This is a genomic window from Thiothrix fructosivorans (assembly GCF_017349355.1).
Lineage (GTDB): Bacteria > Pseudomonadota > Gammaproteobacteria > Thiotrichales > Thiotrichaceae > Thiothrix > Thiothrix fructosivorans.
The window spans coordinates 736,469-761,296 of the sequence record NZ_JAFMPM010000006.1; the positions used below are offsets into that span (position 1 = coordinate 736,469).

The following is a 24,828-nucleotide window of genomic DNA, read 5'->3' on the forward strand; positions in this document are numbered from 1 at the left end:
ACGAACTATACCAGCCATAACGCCAAGGACAACAGCACACCGTGCAATACCGCGCTGCCAATCGTCATTTTAATCGCTGGTTCGAGCTTAGGCGGTGTGTGCGCGTGTTCCACCAATTGCAAACCAGCTCGCAATGCAATCCCCAACGGCAAGGCACTCAGCAACGCCATTGGTGGCAATACATCCAGCATGACCCACGCTACCAGTAACAGCGTTGCCAGCAAGACTGCCGCCACATAAACCTTCGCCGCAGCATCCGCCCCAAAACGCACCACCCAATGATGCTTACCGCTGGCAGCATCGGCTTCGCGGTCGGGAAACTGGTTAATCAGCAAAATATTCATGATTAACAATGACAAAGGCAAACTGATTACGACCGGATACCACGCCAACGAACCCGTTTGCACAAACCACGCGCCCAGCGGGGTTAACACGCCAAAGCTCACCGCAATGGTGGGTTCACCCAAGCCTCGGCTATTCAAATTCAACGGCGGCGCGGAATAGCCCCAACCAATCAGCAAGCCCGCCACGCCAATCCACAGCAAATCCATACCGCTTTGCCATGCCAAGCCAATGCCAATCAGCATCGCCACCGCCAGCAACCATGCACCGAATACCAATATTTCACCTGCGCTCAATACGCCGTTCTGGATAAAGCGACTGCCGCCGGTAAACGGAAACAAGCGTTGGGTATTGCGCCGATCTGTACCGTTTTGCTCGTCGTAGTAATCGTTCAGCACATTCATGCCTGCGTGTACCAGCATGACCGCCAGCACTGTCCACGCCAGTAACCCGCCGTGCAAGGCATAGCCTTGCGCCCAAGCTGCCGCCGTGCCCACCACCGCCGGTACAACACTTGCCGCCAGAAACGCGGGGCGGGTGGCTAACCAATAACAGCGCACTGGGGTATGCAGCAGACGTTCATTCGGTTCTTCTACCATCATTTTCTTCCACCTTTGTCGACAAAATAAGATATTTTTGCGTAATCATTGCTATTTAAAGCCAAGATTGTCTACAATCTTGGCACGTGTTAGATAATTACACGTCGTAATTCAGTCTGCATGAGGAACACCCCAAGGTGTGCAGGCTGCATGTTATTTTTTGGAGGAGAGATTGTATATGAAACTTTTACACACGGTTGTAGGCACTGCCCTGTTCGCATTAACCCTGAATGTCTTTGCCGCTGATGCCGCCCCTGCCATGGGCACAGAAGCCGAAGCGCAAGCCATGAGCGAAAAAGCCTTAGCCGAAGTCGACAAGAGCGGCGAAGCAGCGTTTGACACGTTTGCTAAAGCGGACGGCGGTTTCCAAGACAAAGATCTGTATGTCTTCTGTATGGATCTGGAAGGCAAAATGCTGTCCCACCCGAAAAAGCCTGAACTGGTTGGCAAAAACCTGCTCGATTTCGATAAATACGGCGACAAACTGTTCCAGAACATGGTTGCTACCGCGAAATCGGCTGAAGGTAAGGGCTGGGTTGATTACAAATGGCCTTATCCCGTCACTGAGGAACTGAAAGCCAAGAAAAGCTACGTGATCAAAAATACCAAAGGCTTCTTCTGTGGCGTGGGCGCATACGCTGCTGAAGCCGCCGCTCCGGCTGCCGCCGCTCCAGCCCCTGCTGCTAAGTAAGGATTGATTTTCTCAATCTGATATTAAGGTTACAGTGCGATTTGCCTGTAACCTTTTTTTTGTGAAAATGCCTGACATTGCGTAAGCCCATAGCCGCTCGGCGCGGATTTCCGTTATTATCCTCGCCATGAAATACCATGACCTACGCGACTTTATCCAGCAACTGGAAAAAATGGGTGAACTGAAACGGATTACCGTCGAAGTTGACCCCTATCTGGAAATGACCGAAATCGCCGACCGCGTGCTGCGTGCGGGCGGCCCCGCCTTGCTGTTTGAAAATCCCAAAGGACATAACACGCCCGTACTTGCCAATCTGTTTGGCACGCCGCGCCGCGTGGCGTTGGGGATGGGTGAACAATCCACCGATGCCTTGCGTGAAGTCGGTAAATTGCTGGCATTGCTCAAGCAGCCTGATCCGCCGAAAGGCTTTAAGGATGCGCTGAATGCGCTGCCGATTTTCCGCAAAGTGCTGGATATGGCACCGAAAGTGGTCAGCAAAGCGGCGTGTCAGCAAGTCGTGGTGGAAGGCGATAAAGTGGATTTAAGCAAGCTGCCGATTCAGCATTGCTGGCCGGGGGATGCCGCCCCGCTGATTACGTGGGGCTTGGTGATTACCAAAGGCCCGAATCAGAAACGCCAGAATCTGGGAATTTATCGCCAACAAGTGTTGGGCAAGAATCGTGTGATTATGCGCTGGTTGTCGCATCGCGGCGGGGCGTTGGATTTTCGCGAGTTTCAGCAAACGAATCCGGGTAAGCCGTTTCCCGTAGCGGTGGCGATTGGCACTGACCCGGCAACGATTTTGGGGGCAGTCACGCCAGTGCCGGATTCGTTGTCGGAGTATGCGTTTGCGGGGTTGTTGCGCGGTTCGCGGACGGAGTTGGTGCAAGCGATAGGGGTGGATTTGCAAGTGCCTGCCTCGGCGGAGTTTGTGCTGGAAGGTTTCATTTACCCTGATGATATGGCTCCCGAAGGGCCTTATGGCGACCATACCGGCTATTACAATGAGATTGATAGCTTCCCGGTGTTTACCATTGAGCGTATTACGCATCGCAAAGACCCGATTTACCACAGCACGTATACGGGGCGACCGCCAGATGAACCGGCGATTCTGGGCTTGGCGTTGAATGAAGTGTTCGTGCCGATTTTGCAGAAGCAGTTTCCTGAGATTGTGGATTTTTACCTGCCGCCGGAAGGCTGTTCGTATCGCATGGCGGTGGTGAGCATCAAGAAGCAATACCCCGGTCACGCCAAGCGGGTGATGATGGGGGTTTGGTCGTTCCTGCGCCAGTTCATGTACACCAAGTTCATTATCGTGGTGGATGATGATGTGAATACGCGCAAGTGGGAGGATGTGATCTGGGCAATGACCACGCGCATGGATCCAGCACGGGATACCACGTTGATTGAGCATACGCCGATTGATTATCTGGATTTTGCCTCGCCCGTGTCAGGGCTGGGGTCGAAGATGGGGATGGATGCGACCAATAAATGGCCGGGGGAAACCACGCGGGAATGGGGTACGCCGATTGTGATGGATGCGGCGGTGAAATCCCGCGTGGATGGGATGTGGAAAAAACTACAAATTTTCGAAGAAATTCTATGAGGGCTCAGGCAAAGGATTTGGATCTCCAGGCTTTTCCGGGTCAAGATTAGGATTAGGATTAACATGAGGTGGCGGTGGCGGTGGCGGTGGCGGTGGCGGTGGCGGTGGCGGTGGCGGTGGCGGACTAGGCTCAGGCTGCCGAACTGGCGTAGGTTCTTCTTCCGGCTTCCATGGTTCAGGAATAGGACATATATCCGGCTCAGGAGATGGAGGGAGTCTGTCAAATAAACTGTGTAACAAATTTTCATAGGGCGGAGAGCGGGACGCGCTCTTCGCCGAACATCAGTAAAAAGGTCTGCAAAGCAGGCTTCCAGTGGTGGATAACCGACCACTTTTGCGAGGCTTCGCGCACCGCCAAATACAGGCTTTTGAGGGCTGAACTGTCACTGGGGAAGATGCGCCGATTGCGGGTGAACTTGCGCAAACTCATGTTCAGGGACTCAATCGCATTGGTGGTGTAAATCACCTTGCGGATTTCGGGTTGGAACTGGAAGAAGGGGATGACATTCGCCCAGTTGCCGCGCCATAGACGCACGACCGCTTTGTATTTGTCGCCCCATTCAGTCTCCAGTGCTTCCAGTTCGCGTTCCGCTTCTTCAGCGGTACTGGATTGGTAAATGCGTTTGAGGGCTGCCACCACACCTTTGGTGTCTTTGGCAGTGACGTAGCGCAAGCTGGCGCGAACCATGTGTACCATGCACAACTGGGTCAATGTTTTGGGGAAGACGGCATTGACCGCTTCCGGCAAGCCGTTTAAGCCATCCATGCAAGCCACATAGATGTCCTGCACGCCCCGGTGGCGTAGTTCAGTCAACACCGACAGCCAGAACTTCGCCCCTTCATTTTCTGCTAACCAGATGCCCAACACGTCCTTTTCACCGCGTAGGTTGACCGCCAGCACCACATGCGCCGCTTTGTTGATGACCTGCTTATCTTGTTGAACTTTAACGATAATCCCATCAAGCCAGACAATCGGGTAGATGTTGTCTAATGCCCGTGATTGCCAAGCTTTGGCTTCGCCTTGGACGGCTTCAGTCACTTCGCTAATCAGCGTGTGCGAGATGTCGACCCCGTACAGCCGTTTAACCGTGTCTTCAATGTCGCGGGTGGTCATGCCTTTGGCATACAGTGTCAGGATGTGTTCTTCCATCCCTGCCAGCCGTATCTGGCGTTTCTGCACCAGCTTTGGCTCAAAGCTGCCGTCACGGTCACGCGGTGTTTCCACCTGCAACTCGCCAAACTCGCCTTTGATGGTCTTGTTGCCTTTACCGTTGCGGGTGTTGCTGCGCCGTTGCCCTATATCGCTACGCTCACCCTTGTCGTATTTCAGGTGCGCGTCCAGTTCGGCTTCGAGGCTGCGGTTGATCATCCGTTGCAGGAGCTGGCTGTAAAGGTTCTTTACATCAGCAGGCGTTTTGCAATCGGTTAATAGCTCATCCATCAGGACGGGATTCAGGGGTTCCATGTGACTGCTCCTTGGCGGGTGTTTCCGCTGTTATATAGCAGTTACACAGTTCAGTTTACAGTCTCGATGGAGGCCACGAATCAGGAAGTGTAAGGAAAGTAATCATACTAAATTCTCCCATCATAAATTAATGAGTCTGCCAAACAAACCCAATCGCTTAGCAAATCTCCCACAAGGTTGGGGGCGAGTGGTCCCATGTTACAGGGCGAGCGCACCACCACTGGAAGCCTGCTTTGCAGACTTTTTTACTGATGTTCGGCGAAGAGCGCGTTCCGCTTTCCGCCCTATGAAAATTTGTTACACTGTTTACTTAATGCGTATCAATAGTACGTACAATGATGTCCTTCGCTATCGTAATAACAATAAGTAAGTAACTTTCCAGTGTCGACATCATATCCTTTTGTCCAAACTATTTTACCAAGGGGATCGAAGTAAGTTTGGCCTTCTATCTTTCCGTGATTGTAAAGATTGTAATAAGACCAAAGCCCAACCTTTTTCTCATAATCAAAAGTTCCTTCCATCTCCAAGCCACCGTGAAAATAATATCTAACATAAGGTCCGTTAACCACATTATCAGCGAAGCTTCCCTTCTCATACATGATGGAACCTTCTGAATGATACGTGACAAATGGGCCATGTCTTTTGCCTTTCGAATACATATATTCTTCATCTAAATGACCATCTTTGTAGTAAGAACGTACAATCCCATGCAGCAGGTCATCATTATATGGAGCAATCCATTGATAGTGATACCCTAATTCTGAATTAGACCAGCGAACCTCAAGCCTTTGCTTTTCATTATTTTCATAATATCTTAACTCTCTCAACTTTCCATCTTCATACCACTCTTTATATTCTCCTTCAGCAGTTGATTTCCTATCTTCTTCAATATACTTATCAAAACGTTGGAGTGATTGGTTCCGATTCCTCCACCAAGCCAAATGACCCATTACTAAATCACCATTATCAGGATGTAGATATCTCTGACAACTAATGTCTGAGAGAGTACCTGTATCAGAATACCAAGTCACAATCATAGTACCCCCACTACCAGCGTCTGCATATTTAGTTTTAATGGTCTTATAATAGGTATCTTCCGGATAATCACGAACTTTTTCCCACTTTGGTGGTGGTGGAAGACGACCACTCAACTTTACTCCATTTATAACCGCATCAACCACACAATCATAAAGGTAAGGTAATTCAATAGCACTTGCATCTTTAAGAGAATCATTTCTTATTTTAACAATTATAGTGTCCGTACTAACCACACTATCATTACCTTGGACAGTAAGATTGAAACCCACTGTTGTATCTTCGTCTACCTCTGGCGTCGTAATAAGTGGAAAGAGAGTGTCACTCTGCGACAAGTCAACATATTGCCCACTTGTTTGCGTCCAAACAATAGATTTTATATTTGCATAGTCGGTAGTGCTAAGTTTACTTTTTAAAATGCCAACACTCCCCTCTGCAATAACTTGGCTATATACTGAATTCGATACATCATGTTTTATTAAAACATTAACACTAGCATGGCTAGTGACACTTTTATCATCCATTACTTCCAACGCAAAAGTTAATGTTTCATCTGCTGCCACATAAGGCGAAATAAACTTCACACTATTACCTGTCGGATCAGTTAAGGCAACATTCATACCACCAGTTTGTGTCCAGAGATAACCAGAAATACTGCCATCTGAGTCTTTGCTGGCACTGCCATCGAGTGTGACCAGTGTGTTTTCGTTAACTGTTTGGTCTCCTCCAGGGTTAGCAACAGGCGGGATATTGACCACAGCATTTTTCACTTGGACGCTGACCGTATCCTTGGCGGTAGCATTCTGGTTATCCGTGACGGTGAGTTCAAACGTGAGCGTAGTGTCGGCGGCGACATCGGGGGCTGTGAAGGTGGGTTTCGCAGTGTCTGCACCTGTCAAGGTGACAGTGGGTGAACCAGCAGTCTGTTTCCATTCGTATTTGACGAGGTTGCCGTCGCTGTCAGTGCTACCAGTACCATCTAGCGTAACTTGGGTGTTCTCATTCGCTTCTTTATCATTGCCAGCATTGGCTCCCGGTGGGATATTAGTAGCTACATTGTTAATTACCACCACGACTGTATCAGTAGCCATTGCCCCGTTGTTGTCTGTTACTGTCAAATCAAAAGCTAATGTCGCTGACGCAAGTGTATCCCCTACCAACTCCGGCGCAGTGAACGTAGGCTTGGCTGTATTCGCACCTGAAAGCGTGGCTACGATGCCCAATGGCTGCTTTCGCTGCATCCAGCGATAACTGACGATACTGCCGTCACTATCTTTACTGCCACTGCCATCCAGCGTAACCGACATCTTTTCATTTACAGCCTGATCTGCACCTGCATTGGCTGTTGGAGAAACGTTCGGCGGTTTAGCGCTGACAGTAATGCTGACTGTCGCTGCTTTAGAAATACCCTTATTGCTATCTTTAGCAGTAAACGTAAAACTGTCTGCACCCACATAGCCTTTCTTCGGCGTGAATGTAACGGTATTACCACTTTTTACTGCCACTGTGCCACCCTTTTTACTTTTACTAGGCACGTAGGTTAATGGATCACCCTCTACATCTGACCCCATAAGCGTAATGTCTACTTTCGTATCTTGAAGAGTAGTGGCAATGCCCTTTTGAACAACAGGCACGTCATTAACCGCTTTCACCACAATATCAACGGTGGCAGGGACAGAATCCAGCAGCCCATCATTGGTTTTGAAGGTAAAACGGTCAGGAGTAGAAGCTGTATTGAAGTAGTTGGCACTGGGAGTGTAGGTGGCTTTGCTACCAACCAGCGTAACTGTGCCATAAGTGGGTTGGTTAACAATAGCGTAAGTGAGTTTTTTCTTTTCTAGATCTTTGCCTTTTAGAGTAATGCTGGTCTTCGTATCCTCTTTTCCTATAATCGTAGCAGAGGTTGCAGTCGGAGGATTATTGATAACGGCTGCTTGAGCACATAAGTTAAGCGATAGCAGCAATACCGCACTGACAAGCCCCGTGTTTATGTGATAGAAACACGGCAATAACTTACCCCTGTTGAATCGTGACATCATAATGCCCCCAAATATACAAAACTAATAGAAATAAAGCCCATCACCGATGGTGATGACTCATTCATACTCTCAAATTATTGTAACTTACTCATAAAATAAACAAATAACCAAATAGTCTAACGTTTGTCTATGACTTCCAACTCAACGGCTAAGGCTTATATCGGGTTAAATTTCTCCCATGCGAGCAACAAGCCGCACTGCCTCCGTCCGGTTATGCACCTGTAACGCCCGCAAAATAGCACTGACATGCAGCTTGACCGTACCACCTGAGCAATTCAGCCGGTTAGCGATGGATTTGTTGGGCAGCCCTTGGGTCATAAGATGCAAAATTTCCGTTTGGCGCGGTGTCAGAGAGAAATGTACCCCCATTGCCGGGGTTGTCACCACGGTATTGCAGACAGTCGCTGTTGTTTCCCCCCTCAGAAGCGATGGTGAGATATAGATCTCGTCCGCCAGAATCAGGTGCATGGCATTCCGCACTTCTCCCGCCCCGGCAGACTTGGCTATGTAACCATTTGCTCCTTGCCCGATAAGGGCTTTTGCTCTCGCGGTATCATCCCAACAGGACATCACGACAAATTTGCTGTCCGGTGACACCTCACGTAAAGCGTGTAGCCAAGCCACACCTTCTGTTTTAGATACAGGAATATCCAACACGATCAGATCGAAATGGACGTACATATCCAGCATCCCCAGTGCTTCAGCTACGTTGTCAGCCTCAAACACCGCAACTCCCGGATACATCGCTTCAAGGTGCATTGCTAGTGCCTCCCGAAACAATGGCTGTTCATCCACAATCAACATACGCATCATAACCTTGCCTCGCTCAAAGTAATTTAACCCTCTTATCGAAGTATAAGATGATGGGAATATACCTAGACAAAGGGAATAGACAACTTATGCGGAATTTTTATGATTTTTTGATATAAAGCATCATTTATCATGATAATAAGCGGGTGAAGATGGGGGGAAACCACGCGGGATTGGGGTAGGCACTAACCTTTTTTTGAAACAGGCTTAAGGTATTGTCCTAATTTACTTGACCATTACAACACGCTATCCGTAATGACCGCTTATGCAAGAGGCGGATTTTCCGCCTCTTGCCGCTGTGCTGCCTGATGCCAGCGAGCCTATTCGGTGACTACAAGAATGCTTGATCCATAAGACTTCGGACATCCGCGTGGGCCTCGGCTGCAATAAATCGGCATGTACCCGATGTCATTGGTCAATAAACTGGACTTGAGTGCCAAATCTGGGCGGCTTTGTGCTTGATAACCAATCTTAATGCCAGGTGTCTTATAAAGGGGGTAGCGGTACTCTATTGTCTTGATTTTCTCCTCTGGCACCTCTAGCTTTTTGGGGACAAGCTTGTTCCACAGATTTACCACTGGTTTGACCACCAGTTTTGTGACCACTTCATTGACCTTGGCATAGGCACCGACCTCACCCGCCAGCATCACCGCTTGCCAGTCCAATTCCAGTTTAGGGGGTAGCCCTGACAGCAGTTCACTGGCCGTCACGCTAGCCCGTAAAGGCATGTCAACATGCATGTAATTGAGCACCCCGTACCCACCCATTTCAGCCAGACCTGGCATTTCGGCACCTGCCCTGGCGTTCAGGTTCAGGGCGTAAGAGGTGTTGAGTTTGCCCTGCAATTTTGCATCTGCCGTCACACCCGTGGACTTGACACTCAGTTGGTCGGTCAAGGAACCCTCCGTATTGACGTTCATCTCCCCGCCTACACCGGCACTAAAGCTGATGCTGACTGCCCCAACAGGAATGGTGATGGGCGGGGTTTCCAGAGTCTGCGCAAGGTTGGCTAACGGTTTGTTCCAGCTTAAGTTGGAACCGGCAGGGCTAAGCTCCTTTTCTTGTTTCCTGACAATGTTGGCCAGCAAGCCCAGTTCACTCTTGAAAGCAGAGCCTTTGACCGCGCTCTGCATTGCTGTGAGTTGGGAATTGATGTTGTCCACTTCCTGGTTGAGTTTGGCGGCTGTCTCTGCCGCACTGTGCTTGACAACAGAGAAATACTTTTTGTCAACCTGTTCAGGGATTGTCCATACCTTGGATTGCTGGCTGAGGTTGACAATATTGAAAGGGTTGCCCAGGATATACGAGGAAACTGTCAACTGCGCTAACGATTCTCCTGACATGCGCAACATACCCATCGCCTCAGTATTCAGCGAAAACATGCTGCGGTCACCAAACTGCCTGTCCCAAGTGAAGCAGACACCTTTGTTCCAGCCTTGGCCAGCGTCAATGGTAGGACACACGCCGATCGTGGTGTTGGGGTCTTGGTAATGTAGCCCCCGTTCTGCTTCGCTTAAGTATTGCTCAAATTGCCGACGTTGTTTTTCAAGGTTATGTTGCAAGCTGATGGGCGGTGGCAGATTGATGATGAGATGGCCTTGCGTGTCTGGTCCCTCAAAGCTTGGCTGCAATGGGGTAAAGCCTTGAAGTTTCTCTGGGTCGTTCAGGTACTTGTTGTACTCGTCCTGATAATAGGAGAGTTTATCCTCAAACTCATTCATCAGTTTATCTGCGTATTGTGGGGCTGTCATCTGTGCCACGCACAGCGGGTCAGAGACTTTGTAAACCACTCTTCCCCCAGCGCCCTTGATCACCTGGTCTATAGCTTGGTAGCCCGTTGGGCAAGTCTTGGTTACCTTGTCATAAGTTGGTTCTTTCTTGTGGCAGTAAGCTGTGCCTAATGTCTCCAGTTCCTGAGGGGTGGTGGCAGAGTACAATTTGATGCTGCTAGGTTCTAGGATGGGCGAATGGAAATCCCCCCAGATCTGGCAACTGCCTGTGCTGCTCAGCTTTTCCATATTGGCGCTGCAATAAGTCAGGCCATTCTTTTGGGAACGCCCCGCACAGAAACTGACTCTATCCCAAACTTTGACTTCAATGCTAAACGGACCTATCTCGTCAGTTTTCCCTCTCCGAATACCCTTAATCTTCACGTTAGGGTAAAAGCCTAAATCTTCCGTACTGGGTACTCCTGACAAGGTTCCGTCAACTTCACTAAACTTTGCCCATTTTGGCTTTTCTTCAATAGAAAAGGTAATGTTACTTGCTTCACCATTGATAATTGGTTTGAATTTATATTCAACGCCCATCTCGGCAGTTGAATTAATAAGCCCTGAATGAACAAATGCAAAGTTATCCGGCACTCCATCCAGACTAAAAAACTCGTTAGGATCAGCGTTTTTCTCCACCGTAATAAGAACGCCATCCTTAGCAGTATTCCCCTCATTATCTGTAACTGTTAATTTAAACAGCAACTGAGTCGATTGAAGACCTATAAGTTTTGGGGCAATGAAAGTAGGTGTTGCAGTTGTCGCTCCTGATAATAACACCGCTATTCCCAACGGATGTTTCTCTTGAACCCATTGGTAACTGGAAATATTGCCTTTACTTGCCCGTGCATCCAGTGTAACCAAGACATCTTCTTTTACTATCTGAGCAGAACCTGCACTAGCTATTGGTAAAGTGTTATTCTCGGGAGAAGCATTAACAACATCCATCGTCGCAACAACAATATTATCCCGTAGCGGTGTATTGACCGCCACATCACTATTGCATTCCCCTCCCACCATCAATGCCGCACAAATAACCATCAAGCCATATCGAACATAATGATGGAAAAAGCCTACCAAGCGTTTTTTGTCGCATTGAAATAAAATCATACAATACCTTCCTATAGGTTAAAATGACAACCATCGAATCATTAAGAACCATCAGCTTTACAAATCAGCCCAGTTGACAATGCGAGTCTTTTCATACGCACCATCACCATTTTCATCTGTATTCAGCACAAAGGTTGTCGATGATGTTGGTAACACTTGGGCTTTGGTATTATTAGCGCCGTTCATGATTAATTCCCCCGCGTGAATACTACCAATAGTAAAATAAAGTGGCTGTAAGACTTTTGGTGTGATATATCCATAATTACCGATATATATTCGCCCATCCATTTCTGTAATTGAACCTTGTTCCCTATTTCCTGCGCCAAGCTGCTGTAGATTAACCTTAAGGATTTCTACATTTTTTTCCTTAACATAGGTGTTCTGATTTTTGGATAGTTTGACTCCTGTTATGTTAAGAGAGGCAGAACCGTTATATACGTCGATTATTTTATCAATCGGATTAACCACAGTAACGTCGATATTATCCGTTTCAGTTAACGTTTTGGGCGGACCATAAGTTTCGACACGAGTAAAACCACTGCTGCCATTGATTATTGCGCTTTCACTTTGGCATTGGTCATAAGTGTATTGGGATAGATAGGTCGTAGCTAAACCATCGTCTGATACACTTTCTTTGGCAGTCCGACTAATTTTTCCGCTTATCTGACAATTTGCAGTGTCGGAAAACATCAATGGCGTATTCATCAATAATACTATAGGCGTTACTTCAAGTGCGTTAGACGACATAACTCTTCCTAACTTCAAGAAATCAAGTGCCGCCGCTTCGGTCAACGTAGCTAGTTCACGCTTCCCTGTATAAAGGGGATTCAATGGTGTGGTGTCAGTATTTACCACCACGGTTGGTTCGGGTGTAACGGTGGACGTGGTATTGCCACTGGGATCTATCGGGTCTGAAACGTTACTACCGCCACCGCCACATCCGGTAATAACCACCATGCTCATAGCTAACAACGTGTAACCACCATGCCGACGACATACTGTAACAAGCGGTTGTTTTGTTCCTTGAAATGAAAACATGATACTTACTCCTTAGTTATCCACTACCGATTCACTTAAGCCGACTTGGCGATATCAATACTATCAATCGTCATTTTCAATTGATCATCACCCTCCCGTGTTGCGAATATACTCAATGCAAAAGAATACTCTCTGTTGCCCTGTGCCTGAGGAATTGGAATCTTTATTTCATCTTCAATTAACATTTGGTACACTCCTTCTTCGCTCTTTGTCTTTATGGCAATAATCTCTTGAGTAAAACATTCAATCTTGCTAAGGAAAGTCACGAATGCTTTTGCCGTTTCTGAGGTTTTATCTAAATAATATTTAATGATGATAGAAATCTCATTCGATGGATTATCTATGGTAAAGCTGTAGGTTGTCGTCTTGAAAGCAGAGTGCAGCTTATTTTGTTGTTCAGTTCAATACTGAAATCGCCGAATAACAAGCTAATCGCCATACTATTTGGCGATATAGTTGCTACTGGAGGGTGAAAAGACGCACTCATTATCGGCGATAGAACCGGAAATAATGACTTGACCTCTTGACTCATACTATTACTCCTAATATTTTACTGTTTGACAATAATTAAAATTATCACTTAAGAATGCATCTAGTAGACATTATTCCAAACACCCAGATTGTTGATAAATTTAATAGTTTCCAGGTATAATGAATGGCATTTGATCATTGTTAGTTATTTGATCGATTTTTAATTTATTACCTGTAAAAGCTTCAAAAATTGCATGAGCAGCGACGCTAGCAAGCCAATATAAGTGTTCATTGTCATTTCGACCTTGCATAAATCCTAGTTCTAATAAATGGGCGACTGGTTTTGTTTCTCGTATCCAGCCAAGTTTTCCATCCTCGGATTCTGTATCTGGGCGACACCAAGAGTGTTTATGAGCGTCATGAGAAATAAAAGACTGGCGAATGAATTCACCTACTTTTTTACTTTCATTCGAGACTCCATAATAAATACCACAACGTTTAGAAGCATCATCCATATCAAGACCAGTAGCAGAATCCCTATGTATTTCTAATATCCAAGCATCCCCATAGTTAAATCGTTTGTTAACCCAATTTATAGAATCTCCAAGATCCTGAGAATGAGGAGATACTCTCACGTCAATATTAGATTTTTTAAGAATGCTAGCAATTTCATTAGTGATGCTTATCGTTTGTGGTGCTTGTGCATGACTACCATCGACTGCACCCGGATCTCCATCTCCATGACCAGCAGTTAGTACAATAATGTTTGGCTTTTGCAAAATTGGTAATATTGATGTTTTCATTTTAAATACTCCTTGATTTTTTCTATCTTAAGAAAAAAGTAATAATCATATAAAAATACTCAATTTTATATGGAGGTACTATCTAAAAACTGTTTGTGATCTACAAAATTTTCTGGATACTATTTACTTATTATCAAAGAAAACATTAAATCACTCATATCTATCACCTTTATTAAAAATAACGAGAAAATAATTTTTCCTTAGGCACTTAATTACAATCTTTGACAGGATTTATTTTACCGCTACCGCAAGAAGTATCTTCATAATTTTTAAGATCGGATAGACAGCCTGTCCAGTATGCTTTTTCCCAGAACCATGCTTTTATCTCGCAGGGTCCTCGCCCCTCAATCATTGTCGGTGGGATAGACATGTCTTCTATCCCAACTGTTGTACATCCATTAAATAGAGAAGATGATATAACTATTAATAGTATAATCCTTTGATTGGAAAAACGTTTCATTAAAAACTCCATTTTCACACCTCATTACATTTTAGAACAATGTTTTGAAAAACATACCAAGTAATTATAACCGAACTTTATCTCCAAATTTTTTTGCTAAATTTTGCAATGCAATGGCATTATCATTCGTGCTTTTATGCTTGTTTTCAATCAACAGTTTTCGAGCTGCAATACGAAACTCTTTTATATCGAAGTTATATAAATACTCATCGCCTTTTAATTTAGAAAAGATTTTCTGTCGATTGTCAATAGTGAAAGGTAGCGACTCCTTATTAACGATATATTCAACAGGCAAGTAGCGATAAGTACTGTCTGAAAAAGATAATATCCAAAGATTTCCATCCCCTGGATTTCCACCAATACGTAGCGGTTTAAGATGAATATCACAAGGCTGACCATTTTCCCTGACGTTACCATAGATTTTTCCAGAAATAAGTCCTGTCAGTGATATGAAGTGTTGGCTTCTTGTTTGTATTATATTATTACTAATCTCTATATTACATATAAGTCCATCACTACAGAATATCCCTTGCAGATAACCATTAGAACGAATATGGTTACCAGTAATTTTTATGTCGCTTATTTCAGCGGCAGCGTACTGAATATTTTGAATATGCGGATCACTAGGAATTATTTGAACTCCATCTCTATGACCTACATTTACCCATCCATCTAAATTATCAATGATAGTACAGTTTGATACGTTACAACCATTCGCTTTTACAACAATACCATCATTTTGGTAATGACTCACCCATAAGTGATTCATCATTTCTCCGCTTGATTTTAGTTCATATGCTGGATCAGGAGGTGGAATATACTCTTTAGAAAATACTCTGCTAATTGTCGTCATTTTTAACACTTCCTTTACTTTAAAATGAGAAACATCTGTAAAAACCGATTTGCTCATGTTTTTCTAAATTTTTATTTTGAAAATGCTGCAATGCAACTATCGAGTTCGGCGATTTTTTCTTTTTCGCTAGGCTCACTAGGTGTACTTCTTCTAGCAGATGTATCTCTGATATTCTGCGCATCCCTTTCTTTTTTTATTTCAGATAAAGCACTTTCAATAACTTTTAGATCAGGCTCTGCTAATTGAACATCGTTTTGAAGTATATTTAGTTTTCTATGTACCTGATAAATTTTTGCATTTAAGAGCTTATAGGAGAGTGACCGAGTCTGCTCTTGTGACTCTAAGTAATCATACATACAGGCCATAGCATCGGACGCTTTAGCATAATTTACAGATTGAACTTCAAAATTATAGCGTGTGTTAGGTATATCAATCAAATTCCCAATAAGACTACCCGCTGCTGCACCTTTCGCTTCTCCAGAAAACCCGGCTAATAGACCTGCAAGCGCTAAACTCAAACGTGCATCATTAATTTTGAACTGATTTTTTTTATTTCACTTGATTTAAATAGGTATAAATCGGAATACTTCTTCATGTTTTTAATAGCTCCCGCTTCATCAATAGCTTCTTGTAATTCCTCATCATCAATAATAGTTGGATAATAACTGGCGCAGCCTGATACAATTAAAATCACAAAAAACATAAAAATCCTTTTTACGTAAAACATTGGACTTTCCTTTTAATCTCATGAATAACTGAAGCTAAGATATCAAGTTTAAAATAAGAAAAAATAAAACACCCTATATAGTCATAATATGGATCCTTTCTAAAAAATATCTAACCCTGCTATCACCTAAATAATCAGGCTAAGGTTTTCACTCATTTTCTGAGCGTAACTCATTAAATTTTCAAGATTGAAATTCACGAAAATTTAGATTCATATATTTAGCTTCAATAATAGTTATGTAATAAAATATTTTGAATATCACAAAGGTCTAATGGATTATATATGTCTTATTAGTTATTAGTTATTAGTTATTAGTTATTAGTTATTAGTTATTAGTTATTAGTTATTAGTTATTAGTTATTAGTTATTAGTTATTATAAAAATTTGAAATCCAGTACTGTTACTTTCACTCCTCTCCACCTCAAACCCAAACCCATTCCTCTCACACTCCCCCAACACAAACCCTAGCCCCAACCCATGCCCATTCACCTTAAAACTCTGCCCACTCCCCCGCATCACCGCTTCAATCTGCTCCGCCGTCATTCCCACCCCATTATCTTTCACCGCAATAACTATCTGATTACCCAAGATTTCAGCCGTAACCCTAACCTCGCCCCCCGACTGATCCCCGAACCGCTCTTCCACCGCCTCCAACGCATTCTTCACCAAGTTATGAATAATCAGATAAGTCGCCCCGGTGCGTTCTTCAAAACGGTACTGTGCCGCCTCCGCCGGGAACATCACCGACAACGCCACTTGCGGGTAGGATTGCCCATGCCCTATTAATAAACGCACGTCGTCTTGCAATTCCGCCAGCGAAAGCGTGCGGGTAGTCGCTAGCTTGTTGCCTATCCCATCCAATATCAAATGGGTCACTTGGGTCATATACCCCAAGGCTTTTTCCAAGCGGTCTATGTCTTTAGGCATAGCCACCGGGGAATAGCGCAAGTTATCCACCGACATGTTGGCAATGCCAATCAGGTTATTCATTTCATGGGTAACAACGCGGACAGAATGTCCAACAGCAGCATCGCGCTGCAAAGACTGTGCTTCGCGTTCAATCAAAGTGCAGTGCAATTGCGCCGTAAACAATTCCTGCAATTCAGCGTGTAACGCGTGACCAAACCTAAAAAATAATGCCGCCAACCCCACATAGCCCAGCAACCAATACCCGGAGGGAATAGCGCTGCAAAAGACCCCACCCAGTAAAAATACCACCGTTATCAGGATCATGGGCAAGATCACTTGCACCAACAAACGGTAATAATGCCGCCGTAAATAAGCATTCCACGCCTCATCCTGAATCGGTGGTTGTACCTGCATGAATCCTCACTGGGTCAAGTTACAACACCCCTAAACGTGTCGCGGCCTGCACCGCTTCTGTCCGATTACGCGCATGGAGGGTGCGTAAAATCGCACTCACGTGCAATTTTACCGTGCCATCCGAACAATGCAGACGGCTAGCAATGGTTTTATTGGGCAACCCTTCCGCCATCAAGCGCATGACTTCGCGTTGACGCGGGGTCAAACCGCTGTTATCGGTCGGTGGGGCTTTCGTTTCAGCACGTTGGCGCACCTCGGCTAACATCGACGGCGAAATATAAATTTCACCCGCCAAAATCAAATGCAAAGCGTTTTTGACATCGCCTACGCCCGCTGATTTAGCGATATAACCCCGCGCACCCTTGGCAAGGGCTTGATTCATCATCTCTGAATTGTCCGAACCGGACATAATGACAATCGGTGTCTCCACCGCAACGCTGGCGTGCAACGTCTCTAAGCCCGCCACACCGCTTTGTCCCGGTAAAAAAACATCCAACATAATCAAATCGAACGGCGCATATTGACGCACCACACCTTCGGCTTCTTCCACCGAACCAACTTCAAATACCGCAGCACTGGGGTAAAAGCGTTCGAGCAGACTGCCTAACGCTTCACGAAATAACGGGTGATCATCCACAATCAAAATACGCATGATTAAGCCCCTTGACACACTTCTCACAACACTCAAAAGGTATGCCTAATAGTATAGATATTTAGGGGTAAAATTCGACAACAGATGTAACCTTTAATAGATTTTTTGATGACAATTTGACTTATCGCAGCATTTTTAGGCGTTTGCTATACTATTCCGCAACACCCCAACCCCCGCCACCTCACATTCCACCACATCCCCCGGCAACAAATACTCCGGCGGTTCACGCACAAACCCCACGCCACTCGGCGTACCCGTCGCAATCACATCGCCCGCCTCCAACGTCATCCCCCGCGACAACCATTCAATAATCGTTGCCACATCAAAAATCATATTACGCGTACTCGAAGCCTGTTTCGTCACCCCATTCACCCGACAGGCAATTGCCAACGCCTGCGGATCAGCAATCTCATCCGCCGTCACAATCCACGGCCCCATCGGGCAACCGCCGTCGATGCTTTTGCCCAGAAAATACTGTTTGTGGTTCAACTGAATATCCCGCGCACTCACGTCATTAATCACCGTGTAACCAAACACATGCGCCAACGCATTCTCACGGCTGATCTTTTTACCGCCCTTGCCCAACACCACCCCCAGTTCCGCCTCCCAATCCAATTGCGAGCACGTATCAGGGTCAAACGGAATCATCGCCTCATGCCCAATCACACTGGTCGGGCATTTAGTAAACACAATCGGGTATTGCGGCGCTTTGCCGGTGCGCCCGATTTGGTTTGCGGTTTCTTGCGCATGTTCCAGATAATTCAGCCCCAAACACATCACGTTTTTACGCGGACGCGGAATCGGTGCAAGCAAGGTCACGTCCGCCAATGGCACACGCATTGCCGCCGTCAAAGTGTTACGCACCGCCGGTAAGTCGATCCCGCTGTCGATCAACGCCAGCATATCGCGCCACACGGGTTGATCAAACGCCGCATCCAACGCCGGAAGCAGGGCAATTTCCGCCTCGACAATGCCGACAAAACGCTGGTTCTGATACTGACAACTGATTAATTTCATGGATTTAGACCAAAAGTGTGGGTGAAGTAGCGGAAATAATAACAATCGCAGGTACAATGCCGCCATCCTTTTTATAACAGCACGGAACACACAGTCTCATGGACATTGCCATTTTATTTGGCTTGATCTTATTAAACGGCTTTTTTGCCATGTCAGAAATGGCACTGGTCGCCGCCCGCAAAGCCCGCCTCCAAAACCTTGCTCAGCAAGGTGACAAAGCCGCCGCTACCGCCCTGCGTTTGGGCGAAGACCCCACCTATTTTATGTCAGCGGTACAAATCGGCATTACTTCCATCGGCGTATTAAACGGTATCGTCGGGGAAGCCGCCCTCAGCCCACCCTTCAGCACTTGGCTGCAAAGCTGGGGCATGACCGCAGAGATTGCCACTCCACTAGCCACTGTACTGGTCGTGGTCAGCATCACTTATTTCTCTATCGTATTTGGTGAACTCGCCCCCAAGCGCATCGGGCAAATCAGCCCCGAAGCGATTGCGCGTTTCGTGGCTCGCCCCATGTTCATGCTCGCCATTATTGCCAAACCGTTTGTATTGCTGCTATCCGGTTCGACCCGTTTACTCCTGAAACTCTTGGGCATCAAAGATGACGGCAATGGCGGTGTCACCGAAGAAGACATCCACCTATTACTCAGCGAAGGCTCGGACGCAGGCGTGATCGAACACCAAGAACACCAAATGGTACGCAATGTCTTCCGCTTGGATGATCGTCAAATCGCCTCGTTCATGATTCCACGCAACGACGTCGTGTTTCTGGATGCCAACAAATCGCTGGAAGACAACCTCAGCCAAGTGGAAGCGCACCGTTACACACGTTTTCCCGTGGTGCGTGGCAACTGGGAAGAAGTGCTCGGCATCGTCAGCACCAGCCACTTACTGAATCAGATGTTGCGCGGCGAACAGCCCAGCCTCACCGAAAACCTCAAACCTGCCGTGTTCGTGCCCGAATCGCTTACCGGCATGGAATTGCTGGAAAACTTCAAAGATTCCGGCGGACAAATGGTGTTCATTATCGACGAATACGGTGAAGTGCAAGGCATTGTCACCCTGCACGACATGATGGAAGCGATTACCGGCGAATTCAAACCGCAGCATCAGGACGATGCGTGGGCAGTACAACGTGACGATGGCAGTTGGTTGCTGGATGGTTTGATTCCTGTACCCGAACTCAAAGACCGCTTAGGCTTACGCACTGTCCCCGAAGAAGACAAAGGGCGTTACCACACCCTCAGCGGCATGTTGATGCTGATTTTAGGGCGCTTACCGCAAACCGCCGACCATTGCGACTGGGAAGGCTGGCGGCTGGAAGTGGTGGATATGGACGGCACACGCATCGACAAAGTGCTTGCCTATGCGGTAGTGCCGGAGATAAATGCTCTGTCAGGCGATTAAACCGCTAATGCCGTCAACCATCAGCTTGCAACCCGTGATGAACAGAAACACGTAAGCCACTTGGAAAAACTGCTTTTCCGGCACACGGTGATGCAGTTTGTAACCCAACCAAATGCCAAACGCCGCAATCGGCAGCAACAATACGGACGTACCCACATTCGCGCTGTTGAACTGCCCCAAGGCGGCGTAAGGAATCAGCTTCACGTAATTCACGATAGTAAAAAACAGCACCGTGGTCGCCTGATACACCGTTTTATCTAACTTTTGCGGCAATAGGTAAATATTCACCGGGGGGCCGCCCGCATGAGCCACAAAACTGGTGAACCCCGCAATGCTGCCCCAAACTAGCCCCGATTTTGCCCCCGGCTTGCCTATCGCAAAGCGTTGGAACGGCTTAAACCAATAATTCAGCGCAAACCCGACCGCAATCAGCCCCACCAACAAGCGCACATCGCTGGCACGAAAATACTTGAAGGTGAACGCACCGATCACAATACCAAGAATGGCAGCAGGCAACAATTGCTGAAGGTGCGCCCACGACCAGCGCCGCCAGAAGGCTTTCAGCGCCATCAAATCCATCACGCACAGAATCGGCAATAAAATCGCCGCCGCTTGCGCGGGTGGCATGGAGAGCGCCATTAATGGCACGCCCAACACACCCAAACCGCCGCCCATGCCACCTTTGGAGATGCCCACAATCAACAAGGCAAGCACCGCCATCGCCAAGGCGAAACCGTCAAACAGGAACGTGATTAACGACACGGCTGATACGCTCCATTCGGCCAACACGGCGATGACAACGATTCGCCCAAATTCGCCGCCTGCAAGCGTTCCCGCACTTCCAACAAACGGCTCACCAAACCTTCTTCCACCGCTGCGTAAGCTGCCGAATCCACTTGGCGTTTCACCACAATCCCCAACAATTCGGTGATCGCATTGCCGACCGAATTCTGCGAAATCGTCACCACCAAGCGCCCCTTGTCGTCACGGAACATGATTTGTTTGTACGCCGGTCGCCAGCGAATATCGTTAGCAAACTGCGGATCTTGAATCACTTTTTCACGCAAATCCCGTGCAACGCGCACAAAACGCTGGTTACCCAGCAGTACGTCGTCAATTTGATTGGCGAAATTGGCATTATCCGGCACACGCACTTCGCCCGTTGCCACCATCGAGAAAAAGGTGCGGTAAAAATCCAAAAAGCCGCGTAACACTTGCTCGTATTCGTACCAGAAATACTGATCTTGCAAGCGTTCTGCGCCGCCAATGACTTCCCAGCATGGCAAGCCTTGCGGATAGCCCGTCAATTGCAGCGATGCAGCTTCGGTGGGGAGCAGCTTAAGGATTTGCAAATCCAATACTTCCAAAAACTTGCCGTAAGCCTCGCTCAATTGGCGCAAAAACAGGGTGTTATGTCCACTGTCGGTGAGGTTGGGGTTATTCGCATCCGCTTCCTTGGCGTCGCGCAATTGCGCCATCGGGAATACCATAAAGTGGTTGTGAATCATGCGGATGCTGGGGACACCCGGCTTGTTCAAAGGCCAAGTCGAATCGAGACTCGCCTCCCCGCACAAAATCAGGTGTTCAGCGGGGTCGGGGTATTTCTCAAACATGTAATCGCAGATGATTTGCGTCATCTTCGACCAGACCTTTTTTTCTTGACGCTTCATCTGGTCACGGCGCACCGGGCGACCGAGCGGATCAAGAATACGGCGGGAGGAATCCAAAATAATCGAGGTGTCGAATTCCACGCTATGCCCGACCAGCTTACGGTACAACAGCAAGTCTTCGGGGGTGCGGAATAGCCCATTTTCCTCTGCCAGATTTTTCAGGTTGGCGGGGCTATTGAAGAATTCCACCTGCGTCATGCCATCAGGCACTTTCAGGGACATTTGCGGGCAAGGTGTGGCGATTTCACGAGGCGTTGTTTTCATGGGTGCTGCATCACTGTCGTTATAGGAAAAGTCGGGTATGTTTTAACCCGAACGGAACAGGTATACAAGCAGCAAAGCAAACACCGCAATCAAAAACCAACCGCCTAATTCTTCCCAAAGCATCTTGAGAAAACTGGGTTTGGGTGCAGCTTTTTTCTGCTCTGTTTTGGTATTAATAGCTTTGAGCAATTCATCTTTGACCTGTTGGTGCAAATCTTCGTGCATACCGGGTACAGGTCGCGCATCGACCAACGTCGTGACCATGTGTTCTTTGATCCCCTCTTTAAGACCCGCGTACATGCCTTCCTCACGCCCCTGTTTCAAACCTGTACCGAAACCTGTTTTAAAACCTTCTGCGCGACCACGCTCTAAGCCTAGCCGGTAAGCAAACCATGCGACTACCAGCGCAACTGCTGCAAATACAACACTCATGGAACACGACTTCCTCATCAGACATAGGACACAACGCAGGGGTATTCTGCCACCTCAGAATAGTAGCAAAGTCTCAGCGGATGCCAGATTCTTTTGCTGACGTGCGTGCATTCCCGATGATTGGCTCTACGCTGACTTGTGCTAAACTGACACGCACTTTTTTTGAGACTGAAAACGAGAGTTCGACATGGCCGGTCATAGTAAATGGGCAAACATCAAGCATCAAAAAGCCTCCGCTGATAAGAAGCGCGGCAAAATCTGGACGAAAATCATCCGCGAAATCACCGTCGCCGCACGCGAAGGCAAAACCTCCGACCCCAACGCCAATCCGCGCTTGCGCCTCGCCGTGGATAAAGGTTTGAGTGCCAATATGACACGCGACACCATCGAAAAAGCCTGCAAACGCGGCGCGGGCGAAACGAATACGGACAACTACGTGGAAGTGCGCTACGAAGGTTATGGCCCCGGTGGTATTGCAGTGATCGTCGAAACCATGACCGATAACGTCAACCGTACCGTGGGCGAAGTGCGCCACGCGCTCACCAAACACGGCGGCAACCTCGGCACCAACGGCTCAGTAGCGTTCCAATTCAAGAAAATCGGCGTGATGAATTTCGCTCCCGGTCTGGATGAAGAAAAGCTCATGGAAGCCGCCCTCGAAGCCGGTGCAGACGACATTCAGATGGACGACGATGGTTCGGCTGAAATCGTGACTACGCCCGAAGATTTTGCGGCGGTCAAAACAGCCCTGATTGCAGCAGGTTTCACGCCGGATCACGATGAAGTCACCATGCGTGCTGACAACCTCACCGCCGTCGAAGGTGATACGGCATCTAAGCTATTGAAAATGATCGACATGCTCGAAGACTTGGACGACGTGCAAGAAGTCTTCACCAATGCCGACTTCAACGATACCGATTTAGCGGCGCATGGTTAAGTGACCACACGCCGTATTCTAGGCATTGACCCCGGTTCACGGATCACGGGAATCGGGATTATCGATACGGATGGGCGACGCAATCAGCACGTTTTCAGCACATGCTTGCGCTTAGGCGATGCATCTTTTCCCGAACGGCTAGGGACAATTTTCAGCGAACTCAGCCGCATTATTCGCGAATACCAACCGCTGGAAATGGCGATTGAAAGCGTATTCGTCTCCAACAACCCCGCATCGGCACTCAAATTGGGGCAAGCGCGGGGTGCGGCGATTTGCGCGGGGGTGATAGCCGGATTGCCCGTTGCCGAATACAGCCCCAAAGAAGTCAAACAAGCCACTGTAGGCAAGGGCGGCGCAGATAAAGCCCAAGTGCAACACATGGTCAAGCTGCTGCTCAGTTTGCAAGGACGTTTACAGGTCGATACAGCGGATGCGCTGGCGGTGGCATTGTGCCATGCTCATGCGAGCCATTTGCAACATCGTCTGAGGAGTACCGTAGCATGATCGGATTATTACGCGGCAAACTGCTAATCAAACAACCACCGGATTTAATGCTGGACGTAAACGGCGTGGGCTACGAAGTCCAAGCCTCGATGACCACCTTTTACGACCTGCCAGAATTACACGCGGAAGTCACCCTCTACACCCATTTCGTGGTGCGCGAAGATGCGCAATTGCTGTACGGCTTTAGCTCACAAACCGAACGTGAACTCTTCCGTCACTTGCTCAAAGTGAATGGTGTGGGGCCGAAGATGGCGCTGGCGATTGTGTCAGGGATGAACCCACTTGAATTCAACCAAGTGATTCACGCCGCTGACATTGCCCGCTTGAGCCGCATCCCCGGTGTTGGCAAGAAAACCGCTGAACGCTTGGTGATTGAGTTGCGCGATCGTTTACCCAAATCGGATGGGTACGAAGCGGGGACAAGCACTCACGCCGCCCCTGCCTTGCCGAGCGTATCTGCTAGCGATGAAGCGATAAATGCACTGCTGGCATTGGGTTACAAACCCGCGCAAGCCAGTCAAATGATTGCCGCTTACGAAGATCAGGGCTTGAGTGTCGAAGACATGATCCGCCAAGCGCTTCGCGCCAGTCTGAAATAATCCCGCGATTGTCACCTGACACCCGCGTGTCATGCGTAAAGTGTCAAACCTGTCACATTTTGACAGGTTTAGCGCCTGCCACAACTTGCCATTTATCCCGCAAATCCACCTTATAATCAGTAAAATGAATGACTTGCGTTTTTAAACGTGGGTTGGCACGCACGTTGCAATATCACTTACACAGACTGAGACGGCAAAGACTAGAA

The 24,828-nt window shown here is 47.4% G+C and carries 24 protein-coding genes; 6 read left to right on the plus strand and 18 right to left on the minus strand.

Annotation, left to right across the window (positions count from 1 at the left end; genetic code table 11):
• Positions 1-5: 5 nt before the first annotated feature.
• Positions 6-944 carry a prenyltransferase gene (locus tag J1836_RS06815; protein WP_242632755.1) on the minus strand — a complete coding sequence of 313 codons (939 nt, stop codon included), beginning with the start codon at positions 942-944 and terminating at the stop codon, positions 6-8.
• Positions 945-1,119: 175 nt separating this feature from the next.
• On the opposite strand from J1836_RS06815, the gene J1836_RS06820 reads away from it, so the two are divergent.
• A complete protein-coding gene (locus J1836_RS06820; RefSeq protein ID WP_207250328.1) occupies positions 1,120-1,632 on the plus strand; it encodes a cache domain-containing protein in 513 nt (170 codons plus the stop codon).
• 127 nt (positions 1,633-1,759) lie between these two features.
• Positions 1,760-3,238, plus strand: coding sequence for a 4-hydroxy-3-polyprenylbenzoate decarboxylase (gene ubiD / locus J1836_RS06825; RefSeq protein WP_207250329.1), 1,479 nt, complete (start codon positions 1,760-1,762; stop codon positions 3,236-3,238).
• Between the two features lie 244 nt (positions 3,239-3,482).
• On the opposite strand, the gene J1836_RS06830 is transcribed toward ubiD, so the two are convergent.
• From J1836_RS06830 to J1836_RS06895, 14 genes are all read right to left on the minus strand, one after another.
• Entirely contained in the window at positions 3,483-4,703 is a 1,221-nt protein-coding gene (locus J1836_RS06830; RefSeq protein WP_207249428.1) for an IS256 family transposase, read from the minus strand.
• 320 nt (positions 4,704-5,023) lie between these two features.
• Complete coding sequence (locus J1836_RS06835; RefSeq protein ID WP_207250330.1) at positions 5,024-7,777, minus strand: PKD domain-containing protein; 2,754 nt, start codon at positions 7,775-7,777, stop codon at positions 5,024-5,026.
• Between the two features lie 165 nt (positions 7,778-7,942).
• The gene (locus tag J1836_RS06840; protein ID WP_207250331.1) at positions 7,943-8,590 is read right to left on the minus strand and encodes a LuxR C-terminal-related transcriptional regulator; all 648 of its coding nucleotides are present in this window, start codon (positions 8,588-8,590) and stop codon (positions 7,943-7,945) included.
• Positions 8,591-8,907: 317 nt separating this feature from the next.
• Positions 8,908-11,466 carry a PKD domain-containing protein gene (locus tag J1836_RS06845; RefSeq protein WP_207250332.1) on the minus strand — a complete coding sequence of 853 codons (2,559 nt, stop codon included), beginning with the start codon at positions 11,464-11,466 and terminating at the stop codon, positions 8,908-8,910.
• 57 nt (positions 11,467-11,523) lie between these two features.
• A complete protein-coding gene (locus J1836_RS06850) occupies positions 11,524-12,504 on the minus strand; it encodes a hypothetical protein (protein WP_207250333.1) in 981 nt (326 codons plus the stop codon).
• Positions 12,505-12,539: 35 nt separating this feature from the next.
• The gene (locus J1836_RS06855) at positions 12,540-12,689 is read right to left on the minus strand and encodes a hypothetical protein (RefSeq protein WP_207250334.1); all 150 of its coding nucleotides are present in this window, start codon (positions 12,687-12,689) and stop codon (positions 12,540-12,542) included.
• A gap of 447 nt (positions 12,690-13,136) precedes the next feature.
• Positions 13,137-13,778 (minus strand): N-acetylmuramoyl-L-alanine amidase, encoded by a 642-nt coding sequence (locus J1836_RS06860; RefSeq protein WP_207250335.1) that lies wholly within the window; start codon positions 13,776-13,778, stop codon positions 13,137-13,139.
• Positions 13,779-13,986: 208 nt separating this feature from the next.
• Entirely contained in the window at positions 13,987-14,238 is a 252-nt protein-coding gene (locus J1836_RS06865) for a hypothetical protein (RefSeq protein ID WP_207250336.1), read from the minus strand.
• A 64-nt stretch (positions 14,239-14,302) separates the two neighbouring features.
• On the minus strand, positions 14,303-15,148 hold the full coding sequence (locus J1836_RS06870; RefSeq protein ID WP_207250337.1) for a hypothetical protein: 846 nt from the start codon (positions 15,146-15,148) through the stop codon (positions 14,303-14,305).
• Between the two features lie 14 nt (positions 15,149-15,162).
• Positions 15,163-15,609: a hypothetical protein gene (locus J1836_RS06875; protein ID WP_207250338.1), complete on the minus strand. Its 447-nt coding sequence runs from the start codon at positions 15,607-15,609 to the stop codon at positions 15,163-15,165.
• On the minus strand, positions 15,606-15,818 hold the full coding sequence (locus J1836_RS06880; RefSeq protein ID WP_207250339.1) for a hypothetical protein: 213 nt from the start codon (positions 15,816-15,818) through the stop codon (positions 15,606-15,608). The genes J1836_RS06875 and J1836_RS06880 overlap by 4 nt, the downstream gene beginning before the upstream one ends.
• A 360-nt stretch (positions 15,819-16,178) precedes the next feature.
• Positions 16,179-17,141 carry a sensor histidine kinase gene (locus J1836_RS06885; RefSeq protein ID WP_207250340.1) on the minus strand — a complete coding sequence of 321 codons (963 nt, stop codon included), beginning with the start codon at positions 17,139-17,141 and terminating at the stop codon, positions 16,179-16,181.
• 19 nt (positions 17,142-17,160) lie between these two features.
• A complete protein-coding gene (locus tag J1836_RS06890) occupies positions 17,161-17,793 on the minus strand; it encodes a response regulator (RefSeq protein ID WP_207250341.1) in 633 nt (210 codons plus the stop codon).
• Between the two features lie 135 nt (positions 17,794-17,928).
• Positions 17,929-18,810: a fumarylacetoacetate hydrolase family protein gene (locus tag J1836_RS06895; RefSeq protein ID WP_207250342.1), complete on the minus strand. Its 882-nt coding sequence runs from the start codon at positions 18,808-18,810 to the stop codon at positions 17,929-17,931.
• A 98-nt stretch (positions 18,811-18,908) separates the two neighbouring features.
• Here J1836_RS06895 and J1836_RS06900 point away from each other — a divergent pair, with 98 nt between their 5' ends.
• The gene (locus tag J1836_RS06900) at positions 18,909-20,216 is read left to right on the plus strand and encodes a hemolysin family protein (protein ID WP_207250343.1); all 1,308 of its coding nucleotides are present in this window, start codon (positions 18,909-18,911) and stop codon (positions 20,214-20,216) included.
• Here the strand turns inward: J1836_RS06900 and J1836_RS06905 are convergent.
• The 3 genes from J1836_RS06905 to J1836_RS06915 are packed head-to-tail and all read right to left on the minus strand — an operon-like array spanning position 20,205 to position 22,582.
• Positions 20,205-20,978, minus strand: coding sequence for a sulfite exporter TauE/SafE family protein (locus J1836_RS06905; RefSeq protein ID WP_242632756.1), 774 nt, complete (start codon positions 20,976-20,978; stop codon positions 20,205-20,207). The genes J1836_RS06900 and J1836_RS06905 overlap by 12 nt on opposite strands.
• Positions 20,969-22,150, minus strand: coding sequence for a hypothetical protein (locus J1836_RS06910; protein ID WP_207250344.1), 1,182 nt, complete (start codon positions 22,148-22,150; stop codon positions 20,969-20,971). Before J1836_RS06910 ends, J1836_RS06905 begins: the two co-directional genes overlap by 10 nt.
• A 42-nt stretch (positions 22,151-22,192) precedes the next feature.
• On the minus strand, positions 22,193-22,582 hold the full coding sequence (locus tag J1836_RS06915) for a FliH/SctL family protein (RefSeq protein ID WP_207250345.1): 390 nt from the start codon (positions 22,580-22,582) through the stop codon (positions 22,193-22,195).
• Between the two features lie 187 nt (positions 22,583-22,769).
• On the opposite strand from J1836_RS06915, the gene J1836_RS06920 reads away from it, so the two are divergent.
• Genes J1836_RS06920 through ruvA form a run of 3 tightly spaced genes read left to right on the plus strand, consistent with a single transcriptional unit; the run spans position 22,770 to position 24,622 of the window.
• Positions 22,770-23,519, plus strand: coding sequence for a YebC/PmpR family DNA-binding transcriptional regulator (locus J1836_RS06920; RefSeq protein WP_207250346.1), 750 nt, complete (start codon positions 22,770-22,772; stop codon positions 23,517-23,519).
• The gene (gene ruvC / locus J1836_RS06925) at positions 23,520-24,023 is read left to right on the plus strand and encodes a crossover junction endodeoxyribonuclease RuvC (RefSeq protein WP_207250347.1); all 504 of its coding nucleotides are present in this window, start codon (positions 23,520-23,522) and stop codon (positions 24,021-24,023) included.
• The gene (gene ruvA, locus J1836_RS06930; RefSeq protein ID WP_207250348.1) at positions 24,020-24,622 is read left to right on the plus strand and encodes a Holliday junction branch migration protein RuvA; all 603 of its coding nucleotides are present in this window, start codon (positions 24,020-24,022) and stop codon (positions 24,620-24,622) included. Before ruvC ends, ruvA begins: the two co-directional genes overlap by 4 nt.
• Positions 24,623-24,828 lie beyond the last annotated feature (206 nt).